A 15,651-nucleotide genomic window follows, 5' to 3' on the forward strand; every position below is an offset into this window, starting at 1 on the left:
CGCTATCACTATTGCTCCCGTTAGAAAAAAACGGGGATCAATCGTTCTATCGGGTTTAGGTTAGTCGGGTTTCTGCTACTATGTCTGTTTTATGTGCTACCGCCATAAGTTTTTAGCCCTGATTGTAGCGGCAGCTCCCGATTGAAAATCGGGACTACAGCGCAAAGCAGGAACCAGCTTTAAAAAGTCCGAAAAACCCTGCGCTTCAAAATAAAAATGCGACCTCCTACAAAAGATAAATAATCATCCCATAATTTCCATCAATACCAATATAGACATTCGGCAAAACAAAAGCATTAACATAGAAATGTTACTGTTTTTATTGCAATAAGCCGACACGCATTATAGATTAAAATCGGCTACATTTGCGATAACAACAATACATGTACAATGAAGATAGGAATTGTTTGCTACCCCACTTTTGGCGGTAGTGGAGTAGTTGCAACAGAACTTGGTAAAGCACTTGCTAACGAGGGACATCAGGTTCACTTTATTACTTATAGTCAGCCTGCCAGGCTCGATTTCTTTTCTGCCAACCTGTTTTATCACGAGGTTTCGGTAAGGGATTATCCACTTTTTGATTACGCTCCTTACGAATCGGCTCTGGCCAGTAAACTGGTAGATGTTGTCCGTTTTGAACAATTGGATGTATTACACGTTCATTATGCCATTCCACATGCTTCTGCGGCATTTATGGCGAAGCAGATTTTGGCAAGTTATGGCATCCACATCCCTGTGGTAACTACCTTGCACGGTACCGATATTACTTTGGTGGGTAAAGATCCAACTTATAAACCTGTGGTTACCTTTTCTATTAATCAAAGCGATGGTGTAACTACGGTGTCGGAAGATTTGAAAGAAGATACCTATAACCATTTCGAGATTACAAAAGAAATTAAGGTAATCCCAAATTTTATAGATTTTTCGCGCTTCAGTTTGCAGGCAAAAGGTCATTTCAAAAAAGCGATCGCGCCAAATAACGAAAGGATTTTAATCCACACCAGTAATTTCAGGAAAGTAAAACGTACGGCTGACGTGATTAGGATTTTCGAAAAAGTACAGGCGGTTATTCCGTCGAAACTATTAATGGTAGGCGATGGGCCTGAGCGCGCTTACGATGAGCAGCTTTGCAGATCGTTGAATATTTGCGAAAATGTAAGGTTCTTAGGTAAGCAAGATGCGGTTGAAGAAATCTTATCGGTTTCAGATCTTTTCTTAATGCCATCAGAATCTGAAAGCTTCGGTTTAGCAGCATTAGAGGCAATGGCTTGTAAGGTGCCGGCAATTACTACAAATGCGGGTGGTTTGCCTGAGCTGAACGTTGACGGATTTTGTGGCTACATGAGCAATGTTGGAGATGTAGATGCAATGGCAGCCCATGCCATTGAAATATTAAAGGATGATGAAACCCTGAATCGTTTCAAAGAAAATGCTTTTGCAAGGGCACAAGATTTTGACCTGAAAAAGATCCTGCCTGTTTATGTTAACTATTATAAAGAAGTAATCGAAAACTCATTACAAGCTAAATATTAACAATTTAAGTCTCACGGTATATTTAACCACAGATAAAAGGATGCACACAGATGATAAATCCGTGTGCATCTGTTGTTAAAAAACTTAAGTAACATACAGGAGAACTCGTTAGTTGATGATTCATATTAGCAATATTTAACAAATTAAACTTTCTCAAAATCAAATGATTATAAATCGTATCTTTGCGGCTTGAAACGGTTTTGCAGATAAAGGTCCCTGAAATCATTTCGACAAAATTAAAAAAGAGGTTATCCCAAATGAAGAAAATAGTTGATTACAGAAAGCTTTTGAGCGTAGATAAAAATGCTGAGTTAAAAGAGCTTAAATCTGTGTACCGCACATTGATGAAAGATTGTCACCCTGATAAATTTCAGCAGGAAGAAGAGAAATTAGATGCAGAAGCTAGAAGTAAAGAAATTATCGAAGCTTACCATTTCTTGGTAAGTATTGCGCCAGAAACACGCGAACAGAATATCGAAACGTACACGCAAACTACAACATTGTCGAATATTCAGGATTTCGAATACAAACAACAGGTTTTAAATATCCAGTTTTTTGATGGAAGTGCTTACGAATATTTCGATGTGCCAAAAGCAATCTACGTGAAATTGGTTAACGCCGATTCTCCTGGCCGTTTTGCCCGCAGACATATCTTTAATGAATTCCCATATCGCAATGTAGCCAGAGTTGCAGAACCGGCATAATAAGCGACAATATAATATTTGAATGGCCCCGATTTTCATCGGGGCCATTTTTTATTCTTAGATACATCCTTCCCTCGAATCGTCCTGCTGAACTTGTTTCAGCACCTATCATGCTAATCCTTTTGCTATAAAGACCCTGAAATAAATTCAGGGTGACGTTTCTAGGAAGGATGGGTGTGATTAATCCACACAGAATCGTCCTGCTGAACTTGTTTCAGCATCTATAATGCTATAAAGATCCTGAAATGAACTCAGGGTGAGGATTCCGAAATGAATTTCAACTTCATTCGAGGGTTTCAAATAAATCCTCCCAATTTGGGTTATTTTGATTAATCAGATTAATCTTCCAGGCCCGCCTCCAGTTTTTCAATTGTTTTTCTTTCGCAATGGCCTCCTCAATTGAATCGAACTGCTCGTAATAAACGAGTTTACTACAATTGTATTTGGCTGTAAATGAATCTGGATATTTCTTCTCCCTATGCTCAACTATCCTGAAATATAATCGGATGTTACACCAGTGTATAATACGGTACGAGTGTGATTCGTTAAAATATAAACGCAGCCGCCTCGTTCCATAATTTTCTTTTAGCTTTTTCGGTTTAAGACCCTGAAATAAATTCAGGGTGACGTTCCTATGTGTATTAACCATATCAATCCTATCCTCGAATCGTCATACTGAACTTGTTTCAGTATCTATCACATTAAACTCAAATATTCCGACCACTTTAATTCCTTTGGCAGTATTTTGTTGCTGAATTCAAGATGAATTACCCTTCTTTTTTGATTGTTAGTTGTTCTGCTCGAACTGTGCAGAAGTAGTGGTTTCATAATCATCACACCACCTCTTACTACGTTGCAACTCATTTCTTTTTCTATGTTCCAGTTTATGGTTTCGGGGCGGTAAATGCCTTTGCTGTGCGAATTGGGAATTACTTTTAATGCACCGTTCTCCTCGTTCGTGTCGTCGAGATGAATGCGGATGGTGAAATTATTTTCAAGGATATTAAGTGGCGGTTGAACAGCAAACTGATTATGTTTATTAGTGTAGGGCCCAAAACCAGCTATTTCTACTTTCTGGTTAACTGAAATCGTTAAATCCTGATTGATAGGAAACAAACCAATTTGATGCTTCTGGTTTGTCGAAATAGATCGATTTGACAAGAAAATAATCTTCGCCAAAAAACTCTTTTACGATATGTTTGAGTTTGTCATTAAAAATAAGGGAGATTGTTTCTGGAACTTCTTTTAAAAACTGACGTATGGCAAAAAGATCGTCCGATTTTCTAAAGGTTTCTTTTGTAGGATCTGTCCTGTCAATCGCTGCAAGGATATCTTCAACTTCCTGGTCTGTAAATACATCATCTACCACCGAAAAACCTAATTCCTGAGTTTCTCTTTCTTTACCCACTAAATCCATCACCTCAATTATTCAGCATGGGCTTAAAGCGGTTATCCTTATTTCTTAAGTCCAAACCACCTTCGTAAACAGATTTTAAATTAACCAAATAAAAACTCCAACCATTATGACAACCTAAGCGAATATTTCTTTTTGCATTTTCATCTAAAGGAATATTCTTTTGCGTCAACTCTACAACTACATACTCAAACTCTTCTCTGAGTTTAATGTCGACCAAACATTCGCCTGCAAAAGTAAATTGAAGTTCATTTTTGCCATTGGCTTCAGTTATGCTCCCTTTTTCAATATCATCATACAGATACCAGATCCATTGGTATTTATCGCCTTTCAATACGTTTTGCGTTTTGTTGAGCAATATGCCGTTTTCGTCAGAGAATTCCGCCTCGCTTAAAAACCATTTCTCAATTTCGCTGGCTTTTGTCCAGGCATTGTACATGTTTTCAAGTTCCGCTTTAACAGCAATCTTGATGGTGAATCTGGTCCAATCGAAGTTTTCCATTGGCTTAATTTTAGGTGATTAATTAAAAACTAAACAAACTGGCGCGCCAACATCAATGCGTTTACCGCTATCGGTTAATTTGCCAGTAATTTTATTTCGCTTGAAGATAACGATGTTGTTGGTGTATTGATGACCGATCAATAGGAATTTTCCAGTCGGATCAATCGTGAAGTTTCTTGGCCCTTTGCCGAGTGTACTGACTGTTTCGATGAATTTCAATTTTCCGGTTGGCAGAATTGAAAAAGCAGAAATGCTATTGGCATCTCCACGGTTGGTTTCATAAAGAAATTTTCCATCAGCCGAAATATGGATATCAGCACCATCAACTTTTCCGGAAAAGTCTTTTGGTGTAGTGCCAATCTCTTGGACTTTGGTTAAACTCCCATTCGAATAGGCGAAAACGGTTATACTGCCATTAAATTCGTGCGCTAAGTAGGCAAATTTTCCATTTGGACTAAAAGTGATGTGTCTTGGGCCAGTGCCTGCATTGGTTTTAATCACTGACTTAACGGAAAGGATGTTTTCTTTTGCTGCAGGTTTGTAGTTGTAGATATAAGTTCGATCTTCACCCAAATCGTTAACAATTAAATATTTGTGATCCGGTGTAAATTTGACCATATGTACGTGTGCGCTTTGTTGTCTGCCTTTAGGATCAATGCTTTTTCCGGTATGTTTAATCACTTGCAAAGCTTCTGTTAAGGCACCATCAGTCTTGCGTGCGAATACCGCTAAACTGCCTCCACTATAATTTGCAACAATAACATTTTTCGCATCAACGGTAATAAAACAAGGATCGGCGCCGTGGCTGTCTACCTTATTTAAAAAAGTTAGAGTACCTGTTATTGCGTTGTATTTAAAAGCACTAACTGTGCTGGTGGCTCCAGTTTCATTAACTACATAAACAAATTTCTGATCTGGAGAAACGGCCAGATAACTCGGGTTGGCTGTGTTTTTTGTGATGCTTTTTACCGTTGTAGCTGCGGTTGAAGTATTAAAGTTGTAAGTATAGATTCCTTCGCTTTTTCCAGGTGCGGTATAGGTGCCAACAATAAGGTTGTAATTGGTTTTTTGCGCAAATGTTAGCGTTGATAGTATAGAAAGTATAAATACTGAACTAATTTTTTTCATGAAAAACGATATTGATTTTAACAAATATGGGAAAATTTTAATGTAAAAGAGATAACTGTCATTCTGAACACAGTGAAGAATCTGTTCTTGATTTGCACAGACGGTTGATGAATGCATTGATCTTTTGTCGTACAGAAGTTGGGCATTAGGCTCCCATTGACTAGGGTTTCTTCATTGTGTTCAGAATGACAACCTCTGTTATGTTCAACAAAAAAGGCAACCATCGGTTGCCTTTTACATATTATTTTATCAGATGTTTAATCTGGATCAATTCATGATCTTCAAGATAGCGCCATCTGCCACGAGGTAGATCTTTCTTAGTCAGATTACCATATACTACGCGGTCTAATTTTTCTACATTGTAACCCAGGTGTTCGAAAATACGGCGAACAATTCTGTTTTTGCCACTGTGGATCTGGATGCCAATTTCTTTTTTAGTTCCACCCGCAACGTAAGAAATGTTATCAGGTTTAATCAATCCATCTTCCAGCTCTAAACCAAAAGCAATTTTGTTTAAATCACCTTGTGATAAAGCTTTATCCAACTCAATATTGTAAATTTTGGTAATACCGTTTTTAGGATGGGATAATTTATCAGCTAAATCACCATCATTAGTCATTAATAACAAACCGGTGGTGTTGCGGTCTAAACGGCCAACTGGATAAATACGCTCACGACTGGCTTTGTCAACCAATTGCATCACCGTACGGCGTTCCTGCGGATCGTCGGTAGTAGTGATGTAATCTTTTGGTTTGTTTAATAAAACGTAAACTTTTTTCTCGCGTTTCAATAATTCGCCGTTGTAACGAACTAAATCTTTCGCCGGATCAACTTTGTGCCCTAATTCGGTAATGGCTTCTCCGTTTACGGTAATAATGCCGGCAGCAATTAGCTCATCAGCTTTACGGCGAGAGCAGATACCTGCATTTGAAATATATCTGTTAAGGCGAATTAAGCCTTTGTCTTCATTTGTTTTACGGCCTTGGGCAATTACAGTTCGCTCTGGGCGGTTAAATTCTGTATCTCTTGGTTGATCCTCGCGTTTTCTAAACGGACGGGTGTCGCCTTCCCTCGGCTCTCTAGGTTTTACATCTCTTGAACTTCCAGCACTTGGCTTGAAATCATCCGATTTGCCCCTTGATTTAAAATCTTTGTAGCCACCTTCTCTGGGTTTGAAGTCTCTTGATCCGCCATCTTTCGATTTGAAATCACGGTCGCCTGTTCTTGGTTTGTAATCTCTTGATCCGCCTTCTCTAGGTTTAAAGTCGCGGTCGCCAGTTCTCGGTTTAAAATCTCTCGAATCTCCATCCTTAGATTTGAAATCGCGTTCTCCTGTTCTTGGCTTATAATCTCTTGCACCACCTTCTCTTGGTTTAAAATCTCTGTCTCCTGTTCTCGGTTTGTAATCTCTTGATCCTCCCTCTCTCGATTTGAAATCACGATCTCCAGTTCTTGGCTTGTAATCTCTCGATCCACCTTCTCTTGGCTTGAAACTGCGGTCTTCTGATTTTGAGTTGTTATCTTTTGATTTAAACTCGCGGTCTCCAAATTTGAATCCTGTTGATTCTCCATCTTTCGATTTAAAATTACGGTCTCCTGTTCTTGGCCTGAAGTCTTTTTTGTCTCCGAAAGATTTTGATTTGAAATCTTTACCCTCTGCGCTTCTAGGTTTGAAGCCGTCTTTAGAATCGGGTGATTTTTTGAATTTGCTGTCTTTGTCGTCTGATCTTCTTCTGTCAGACCCGGCCGAACTACTTCTGCCTTCTGTTTTCCGACTGCCTGGTTTGGACTTGTCATCCCGACTGTTCCTATTGTTTTTATTTATCATGATACGCTTTTAACCACATTAAAAATGCGGGTTGCAAATTTATGAAAAATTGATGAACATAACAATTTTAAGAGCAGAAAAATTAGATAAAAAAATAGCCTCTAATATAGGAAAATTCGGCCGAAAATCAAAATATAAAAACCACGTTTAAAGTACTTTAGGGGTTGATTTTAGGGGTTAGTTTTGTAACTATTTGATAATGTGCTTATTATTTTTTACCTTTGCCAACGTTTTTATATAAGTTCACCAAAAAAAGGAGGAAGATGTTAAAGAAACACATCGTACCATTTGCGGTAGTGGCAACACTATTTATCTTGGCAAAAGTGTTCGCTTACCAAATGCCCTTAGCACAAAAAAGTCTTTTAAAAGAAGAAAAATTAAACACTACAATACCCAAATCTGATAGCCTGGAGGTTGAAAGCGCGGAAAAGCCGCTATCTTTAATGGCGCAGTTAAATTTTGCAAAAGAAACCCTGCCATTAGGCGATAAAAAGGTAGAACGCAAAATGAAAAAAATCCTTGCAGCACACACTTACGGAAATACGCAAACCAATAAATTGCATGCAAAAGCAGCAAAATGGTTTCCTGTAATTGAGCCTATTCTTGCTGCCTACGGAATTCCAAACGATTTTAAGTATTTGGCCCTGGTCGAATCTGGAATGGCGGAAGGAGTTTCTCCAAAAGGTGCAGCCGGAATCTGGCAGTTTATGCCTGGCACAGCCCGTACCTATGGATTAAGAGTAAACGGAAATGTTGATGAACGCTATAATCTGCGTAAATCGACCATCGCTGCCTGCAAATACATTAAAGAAATGTATAAAGGTTTAGAAAGCTGGACATTGGTAGCTGCGGCTTACAATGTTGGCGACGGACGTCTGCGCAAGCAGATCAATAATCAAAATCAAGATAATTACTACAAAATGAAGCTGAACCGCGAAACCGGAGGCTATGTTTATAAAGTGATTTCTATGAAACAGATTATGGAACATCCGAAACGTTACGGTTACGAAAAACCGAGAGTATTATTGGCCTACAACGCCGAATAATATAATTAAGATAAAGACAAGCATTTGGTAAGGCGTCCCGGTTTTAAATCGGGACGCTTTTTTTTGAAGGTGATTACGCTGATTGTTGGATTACACAGATTTGTTTTTGCTAACCACTAACCACTTTTTTCTTGCCACGGAAGCACGGATTAACACGGAATAGTTTTACCATATAAGAAATAGAAGGTCATTTAAGCGCATGTATTTTTTATTATTATCGAACACAGACTTGTCTGACTAGTGTTTTCCCTAAACCCTAAACCCTAAACCCTAAACCGTGTGTTTTTGGCATCACGCTAACTAATGAACAATGAACTATTGAACCAATTTCCTTTCTTTGTATTATGTTCAAACTGCGCATCAATAAAATCATAAATCAACCTGGCGATAACGTTACTTTTCAATTTGAGGAAGTAGATCAACAATACCCAAAGTATTTAGCCGGTCAGTTTATTTCGTTGGTTTTTCAGGGGAAACATAAGGAGATAAGAAGATCGTATTCTTTTAATAGCTCACCAGACGTGGATGAGCCTTTAGCCATTACAGTGAAAAGGGTAGAAAATGGAGAGATTTCAAGAATTTTACACCATAAAACTTCGGTAAATGATATTCTCTTGGCGCAAGAGCCTCAAGGGATGTTCTTCTACTTGCCAGAAGAAAACCTGAAACGCGATCTTTTTCTGTTCGCTGCAGGAGTAGGAATCACGCCGTTATTCTCGATTTTGAAAACAGCATTGGTGCGTGAGAAAAAATCGTTGGTTACACTGGTATATAGTAACCGATCAATTGAGGATGCATTATTTTATGATGAGCTGAACGAATGGCAAAAGAAATATCCGGATAGATTAAAGATTGTTTGGGTTTTCAGTAATAGCAAAAACCTAATGACGGCCAGGCTGAATAAATTCTACATCGAGAAATTACTCAAAGAACATTTGCATTTTGATCGGAATGATGCGCTGTTTTACAGCTGTGGCCCGATAATTTATATGGATTTATGCCGGATTACCTTACTGGGTATGGGTTTCGATATCAAACAGATCAAAAGAGAAACCTTTGTATTGCCAGAAGATGAGGTGGATGAGGATGATGGTTCGGCAGAAAAGCTTGTCGATAGAAACACTTATTCGGTAATTTTAAACTTTAGAGGGGGAACTTATAACCTCGAAGTGCCTTGGCCAAAAAGAATTTTAGATGTTGCGCTGGAAAATAAAATCAAACTACCGTATAGTTGTCGCGGGGGTGTATGCAGTACCTGTGTAGCCAACTGTACCAAAGGTGGGGTAAGAATGGATTATAATGAAGTGCTTACCGATGATGAATTGGAAAGGGGAAGAGTGTTGGTGTGCACTGGACACCCGACAGAGAATGGAACAACGATAGAGTGGTAGGTTGGTTCATTAGCCATTGGTTCTTTGGTTCGCGTGGTGCCTACAGGTGCGTCGTCATCTCGAGCGGAGAGCAGTGGGGTCGAGAGATCTTTGTTAAGATGTTTATAGGTTGCATTGGGTGAGGGGCTTAAAAACTTTAAAAGTTCTCTAAAAATACAAAACAGTTACTTCATTCTCAGCGTTTATCTGATATGACGAATTTTTTGCGCTTTTTAATCTGTCTCTTTTGTTTGCCTCTGGTTTCCTTAGAAATAGAAGCCGACATTATGACAATTAATCCTTAATCAAGATTGCATTAGACTTTCATTTTGATAAAATTTTTAGCATTTTTGCGGATTGAAATTTTGTCTTTTTAAAGGCTCAATTTTGCCTCCAACTTTTAATAAAATATGAGCAATAAATCTATCGACCTCGGCGAGCAAAAAGATGTAGAAGTATATGGTGCGAGGGTACATAATTTAAAGAATATAGATGTCAGTTTTCCACGCAACCAGCTTGTTGTTATAACGGGTTTAAGCGGTAGCGGCAAATCTTCGCTGGCTTTTGATACTATTTACGCGGAAGGACAGCGCCGCTATATGGAAACATTTAGTGCCTACAGCCGCCAGTTTATGGGAGGGATGGAGCGCCCCGATGTAGATAAGGTTTCGGGACTGAGCCCGGTTATTGCCATCGAGCAAAAAACCACCAGTAAAAACCCACGCTCTACTGTAGGTACCATTACCGAGATTTACGATTTTATGCGTTTACTTTATGCACGTGTTGCCGATGCCTATTCGTACAATACTGGCGAGAAGATGGAGCGCATGAGCGAAGACCAGATCCTGCAGAATATCTTTAATAGATTTGATGGTGTTGCAGTAAATATTCTTGCGCCTGTTGTTAAAGGTAGAAAGGGGCATTACCGCGAGCTTTTCGAGCAGATCCGTAAACAAGGTTATGTAAAGGTTCGTGTGGATGGGGAAATAAAGGATATTTCTGCTAAAATGCAGGTAGACCGTTATAAAATTCACGATATCGAAGTGGTGATTGACCGTTTGATCATTGATGTGAAGGATAAAAAACGCTTGCTAGATTCGTTGCAAATTGCGATGAAAATGGGTAAAGGTGTGATCAAAATCAGCGATAAAGATAATAACGTTGCGCATTTTAGCAAGTTTTTGATGTGCCCAACCACAGGGATTTCTTACGACGAACCTCAACCTAACAGTTTTTCATTCAACTCGCCTTATGGTGCCTGCGAACGTTGTGACGGTTTAGGTTATATCTTCGTGGTGGATAAAGAATCGGTGATTCCGAACCCAAAACTTAGCATTTTAAACGGTGGTTTAGCACCATTGGGCGAATATAGAGATATTTGGATGTTCCAGGTATTAAAAGCGCTGGCTAAAAAATATAATTTCTCGCTTTCTACCCCAATCGAAAAACTGGGTGATGATATCATCAATATTATCTTAAACGGTACACACGATCTGATCAATGTAGCTGTTGAGTACAATAAATGGAATGTTCAGAATTATAATATCACTTTCGATGGTATTATTAAAATGCTCGAAGAACAGAACGAAAAACGTGGCGAGGCTGCAGTTGATGATATGGAAACTTTCCGTAAACTGAAAACCTGTCCAGAGTGTAATGGTGCTCGTTTGAAAAAAGAAAGTCTACACTTCAAAGTTGATGGCAAGAACATTTTTGAGTTGTCATCAATGGATATTTTCAACCTGAACATCTGGTTCGAAAAAGTAGATGAGCGCCTTAGCGACCGTCAGAATATTATTGCAAAGGAAATTTTAAAAGAGATTAAAGCCAGGATCGGTTTCTTAACAGATGTTGGTTTAACTTATTTAACGCTAGATAGGACTGCCCGTACACTTTCAGGTGGCGAGGCACAGCGGATCCGTTTGGCTACGCAGATCGGTTCGCAGTTGATGAATGTAATGTACATTCTCGATGAGCCAAGTATTGGTTTGCACCAACGCGATAATGAACGTTTGATCAATGCGCTTAAAAATCTCCGTGATCTTGGAAATACCGTTTTGGTGGTAGAACATGATAAGGACATGATTCTGGAGGCCGATTGGGTAATTGATGTTGGTCCTGGAGCGGGTATCCACGGCGGAACGGTAGTTGCAGAAGGAACTGCCGCACAGATCCTGAAGTCGAATACTTTAACTGCTGATTACCTTAACGGCAAAAAGAAAATTGAAACACCAAAAGTCCGTAGAAAAGGAAATGGACATAAATTGTCTATCATAAAAGCTACCGGGCATAATTTAAAAGAAGTTTCAGTAGATTTTCCTTTGGGTAAATTTATTGCTGTAACCGGAGTTTCGGGCAGTGGTAAATCGAGTTTGATCACCGAGACGCTATATCCGATTTTAAATCACCATTTCTTTAGGGCGAAAAAACAACCTTTGCCTTACGAGAAAATTAACGGATTGAAAGAAATTGATAAGGTAATTGAAATCGATCAGGCACCTATCGGCAGAACACCACGTTCTAATCCATCTACTTATACCGGCGTTTTCTCCGATATCAGAAATTTATTTGTACAGTTGCCTGAAGCAAAAATCCGTGGTTACAAACCAGGTCGTTTCTCTTTTAATGTAAAAGGTGGCCGTTGCGAAACCTGTCAGGGCGCTGGTTTAAAGGTGATTGAAATGAATTTCTTGCCTGATGTACAGGTGCCTTGTGAAGAATGTGGTGGAAAAAGATATAATAGAGAAACCTTAGAAGTTCGTTTCCGGGGAAAATCGATCAGCGATGTGCTGGATATGAGTATCGAAGATGCCTGTAATTTCTTCGAAAATATCCCGATCATCTATAGGAAGATCAAAACATTGAAAGATGTTGGTTTAGGTTATATCACTTTAGGTCAATCTTCGGTTACCTTATCAGGAGGAGAGGCCCAACGTGTTAAACTGGCTACAGAGCTTTCTAAAAAAGATACCGGAAAAACCTTCTATATTTTAGATGAGCCTACCACCGGACTTCACTTCGAAGATATTAATGTGCTTTTAGGTGTATTGCAAGAGCTGGTTGATAAAGGAAATACGATTTTGGTAATTGAACACAATTTAGACGTGGTTAAAGTTGCCGATTGGGTGATCGATTTAGGCGAGGAAGGCGGTGCTGGTGGAGGAAGGATTTTATTCGAAGGTACGCCTGAAGGTTTGATCCAGAACCCGATCAGTTTAACCGGAAAGTTTTTGAAAAAGGAAATGGCTTTGGAGTCCGCGATCGGTAGTCCGAAGTCTGAGGTCAAAGTGTCTAAGAAGAAGAAATAGTTTGAGGTTGGAGGTCAGAAAGACCAAAGTAACAGGCTTTAAGCGATCGTCACCCTGAACTTGTTTCAGGGTCTTTATGTGCAAATAGGCCGAGAATATATAATAAATCGTTGTCATCCTGAGCCTGTCGAAGGACTTGCTTAAAATTTGTTGTAAAGTGTTTCGACAGGCTCAACATGACAGATTTGAGAAGAAATTGACTTTGAATAATGCATTCATGAAATAACCTAGCCTATCATCCATTTACCATTACCCATTTTACATTATAAACATGATTTTCACCGATACCCATACCCATTTATATTACGAGCAGGATGCTGAAAAACAAGCGCAGTTAATGGAGCGCTGTTTCGAGAACGACGTTAGCCGTTTGTTTTTGCCAAATGTTGATGTAAAGTCGATTGCTATGATTGATGATCTGGTGACGAAATATCCGGCAAATTGTTTTGCAATGGCAGGTTTACATCCTTGTGATGTGAAGGAAGATTACCGTGCTCAATTGGACGAAATCTACAATAGTATTTCGCATCGGAAAATTTATGCTATTGGTGAAATCGGGATAGATCTGTATTGGGATAAAACTACTCTGGCCATTCAGCAAGATGCTTTTCGTAAACAGATTGCCTGGGCAAAAGATTTAGGTTTGCCGATTGTGATCCATTGTCGTGAAGCTTTTGATGAGGTTTTCGAGCTGTTAGAAAGTGAAAGGGACGACAAACTGCATGGGATATTCCATTGTTTTACTGGTAATGTAGCTCAGGCTGAACAGGCCATCGACTTAAATTTTTATTTAGGCATTGGCGGTGTGGTTACCTATAAAAAAGCTGGATTGGACCTGGTATTGTCAGAGATTCCTTTAGCTAACTTAGTTTTAGAGACAGATTCGCCTTATTTGGCTCCGGTTCCTTTCCGCGGAAAACCCAATGAAAGTAGTTATTTGACTTATGTTGCCCAAAAACTTGCCGATATTTATGGCGTTTCTATTGAAGAAATCGCAGCAATAACCACAGAAAATTCGAAGAAAATATTCGGAATTTAAGAGATTCTTATTCTTGTGCAAGAGGTTCTGGTGGTTCGTCATTCCCAACTTGATTGGGAATCGTAATGCAGTAGCTTTAAGATTCCCGCATGCGCGGGAATGACGCATAAGCTTTAGATTCTGTCGTTGTAATTTATTTCAGCATCTTTCTTGCCAGATCCTGAAACAAGTTCAGGATGACGATCGTATTGAATTTATTATTCTATTTTTAAAATAATATATTAAAAATTATTAAATTGATAATTATATTCTGTTTTTTGGCTTTTTTGTTGCTAATTTAAAAATATCGCCTGATCATTTGTAAATTTTTAGTTTCTTTGCGGTGAGCAACCTTCACCCAACCAAATGACCAAAATATTAATAATTTATACCGGCGGTACCATCGGTATGGTTAACGATCCTACAAATGGGATGTTAATTCCATTTGATTTTCAGCAGATAAAAGAAAACGTTCCTGAATTGAGCCGTTTAGATTACGATTTAGATGTGCATTCCTTCAATCCGGTATTGGATTCTTCAAACATGGATCCTGAAATATGGAAAACATTAGCCGAACTCGTTTATCATAAATACGATGGGTACGATGGTTTTGTGATCCTCCACGGATCTGATACCATGGCCTTCACCGCATCGGCATTGAGTTTTATGCTCGAAAACCTAAATAAGCCTGTTGTTTTAACCGGTTCGCAACTCCCTATTGGCGAAATCAGGACTGACGCCAAAGAGAATTTAATTACCGCTCTAGAGATTGCAGCGACCAAAGAAGATGGGAAAGCACTTTTTCCAGAGGTTTGTATATATTTTGATGCGCAATTATTTAGGGGCAACCGCTCTATAAAATACAATAGTGAAAAGTTCGAGGCTTTCCGTTCGCCAAATTACCCGATACTTGCCGAAGCAGGCGTTCACTTGCAATTTCACAGAAACTATATCCTAAAAGCTACTGAAGGAGAATTAAAGTTACACACCAATTTTAATTCTAACATCGGGGTGCTGAAATTATACCCTGGAATAACGCCACAGGCGGTTCAGGCAATAACAGATTCTAAAGTAGATGCCATTATTTTAGAGACTTTTGGCTCAGGCAATACCACAACCGCACAATGGTTTTTAGATAGTTTGCGTCAGGCTATTTTGAATGGAAAGATAATCATCGATATCTCTCAGTGTAAAAAAGGATCTGTACAATTGGGACGTTACGAAACCAGTAGAGAATTGTTGAAAATGGGCATTTTAAGTGGGTACGACTTAACTTTCGAGGCTACAGTTACAAAGTTAATGTTTGTAATGGGCTTGGGCTTGTCAATAGAAGAAAGCCGAAAATTAATGGAAGAATCGCTAAGGGGTGAATTGACTAAAGATTAATGCTAGTCGGGATTTGTAATCCCGTTTACAGAACTACGGATTTAATCCTGAAGTGTAGGGTTATTTTCATCGTTTTTGGAAATGATGGGTTCTGTTATAATGGCACGTTTAGTCCTGTTACCGCTTCAAGTCCTTCCCGATGAATCGGGATACCTCGCTCCGGGCTTTACGCTTTATCAGGTTTAACAACATGGGTCGTTGCATAAATTCTGAAATTGCGATAGATCCGCGTTAGGGATTGTAAGGGTTTAGTACCGATCCTTCATCGGTACCGGAGCGAAGCGCAGCCCTGAAAAAGCCCGACCCTTGCGCAGCTTGGGTAACGCCCAAATCAATTGCAGTTGACCATTTTCAGTTAGCAGTTTTGCATTACAGTAAGTAAAACTTCTGCAATTATGACCGACATCATTTCGG

General features: G+C 39.1%; 13 protein-coding genes. 7 read left to right on the forward strand and 6 right to left on the reverse strand.

What is annotated here, in order from left to right; translation table 11 throughout:
- Positions 1 to 390 precede the first annotated feature (390 nt).
- Both bshA and J7E57_RS04110 read left to right on the forward strand, forming a co-directional pair.
- Positions 391 to 1,533, forward strand: a complete 1,143-nt coding sequence (bshA, locus tag J7E57_RS04105; protein ID WP_057931188.1) for an N-acetyl-alpha-D-glucosaminyl L-malate synthase BshA — start codon at positions 391 to 393, stop codon at positions 1,531 to 1,533.
- Between the two features lie 257 nt (positions 1,534 to 1,790).
- Positions 1,791 to 2,237: a KTSC domain-containing protein gene (locus tag J7E57_RS04110; protein ID WP_029279950.1), complete on the forward strand. Its 447-nt coding sequence runs from the start codon at positions 1,791 to 1,793 to the stop codon at positions 2,235 to 2,237.
- A gap of 283 nt (positions 2,238 to 2,520) precedes the next feature.
- Here J7E57_RS04110 and J7E57_RS04115 read toward each other — a convergent pair whose 3' ends face one another.
- From J7E57_RS04115 to J7E57_RS04135, 6 genes are all read right to left on the reverse strand, one after another.
- Complete coding sequence (locus J7E57_RS04115) at positions 2,521 to 2,886, reverse strand: GIY-YIG nuclease family protein (protein WP_251029791.1); 366 nt, start codon at positions 2,884 to 2,886, stop codon at positions 2,521 to 2,523.
- Between the two features lie 47 nt (positions 2,887 to 2,933).
- Entirely contained in the window at positions 2,934 to 3,353 is a 420-nt protein-coding gene (locus J7E57_RS27060; RefSeq protein ID WP_251029792.1) for a phytanoyl-CoA dioxygenase family protein, read from the reverse strand.
- Positions 3,316 to 3,654, reverse strand: a complete 339-nt coding sequence (locus J7E57_RS27065; RefSeq protein ID WP_251029793.1) for a hypothetical protein — start codon at positions 3,652 to 3,654, stop codon at positions 3,316 to 3,318. Before J7E57_RS27065 ends, J7E57_RS27060 begins: the two co-directional genes overlap by 38 nt.
- A 4-nt stretch (positions 3,655 to 3,658) precedes the next feature.
- On the reverse strand, positions 3,659 to 4,153 hold the full coding sequence (locus J7E57_RS04125; protein ID WP_215125325.1) for an SRPBCC domain-containing protein: 495 nt from the start codon (positions 4,151 to 4,153) through the stop codon (positions 3,659 to 3,661).
- 18 nt (positions 4,154 to 4,171) lie between these two features.
- Positions 4,172 to 5,281, reverse strand: coding sequence for a lactonase family protein (locus tag J7E57_RS04130; RefSeq protein ID WP_215125326.1), 1,110 nt, complete (start codon positions 5,279 to 5,281; stop codon positions 4,172 to 4,174).
- 241 nt (positions 5,282 to 5,522) lie between these two features.
- Positions 5,523 to 7,109, reverse strand: a complete 1,587-nt coding sequence (locus J7E57_RS04135; RefSeq protein ID WP_215125327.1) for a pseudouridine synthase — start codon at positions 7,107 to 7,109, stop codon at positions 5,523 to 5,525.
- A 263-nt stretch (positions 7,110 to 7,372) separates the two neighbouring features.
- Here J7E57_RS04135 and J7E57_RS04140 point away from each other — a divergent pair, with 263 nt between their 5' ends.
- From J7E57_RS04140 to J7E57_RS04160, 5 genes are all read left to right on the forward strand, one after another.
- On the forward strand, positions 7,373 to 8,155 hold the full coding sequence (locus tag J7E57_RS04140) for a lytic transglycosylase domain-containing protein (RefSeq protein ID WP_215125328.1): 783 nt from the start codon (positions 7,373 to 7,375) through the stop codon (positions 8,153 to 8,155).
- 344 nt (positions 8,156 to 8,499) lie between these two features.
- Positions 8,500 to 9,546 (forward strand): 2Fe-2S iron-sulfur cluster-binding protein, encoded by a 1,047-nt coding sequence (locus J7E57_RS04145; RefSeq protein ID WP_215125329.1) that lies wholly within the window; start codon positions 8,500 to 8,502, stop codon positions 9,544 to 9,546.
- A gap of 389 nt (positions 9,547 to 9,935) precedes the next feature.
- Entirely contained in the window at positions 9,936 to 12,833 is a 2,898-nt protein-coding gene (uvrA, locus tag J7E57_RS04150) for an excinuclease ABC subunit UvrA (RefSeq protein WP_215125330.1), read from the forward strand.
- Positions 12,834 to 13,104: 271 nt separating this feature from the next.
- Positions 13,105 to 13,872 (forward strand): TatD family hydrolase, encoded by a 768-nt coding sequence (locus J7E57_RS04155; protein WP_215125331.1) that lies wholly within the window; start codon positions 13,105 to 13,107, stop codon positions 13,870 to 13,872.
- Between the two features lie 345 nt (positions 13,873 to 14,217).
- Positions 14,218 to 15,237, forward strand: coding sequence for an asparaginase (locus J7E57_RS04160; protein WP_215125332.1), 1,020 nt, complete (start codon positions 14,218 to 14,220; stop codon positions 15,235 to 15,237).
- Positions 15,238 to 15,651: the final 414 nt, after the last annotated feature.

The sequence above is a fragment of the Pedobacter sp. ISL-64 genome (assembly GCF_018613605.1).
Taxonomy (GTDB): domain Bacteria; phylum Bacteroidota; class Bacteroidia; order Sphingobacteriales; family Sphingobacteriaceae; genus Pedobacter.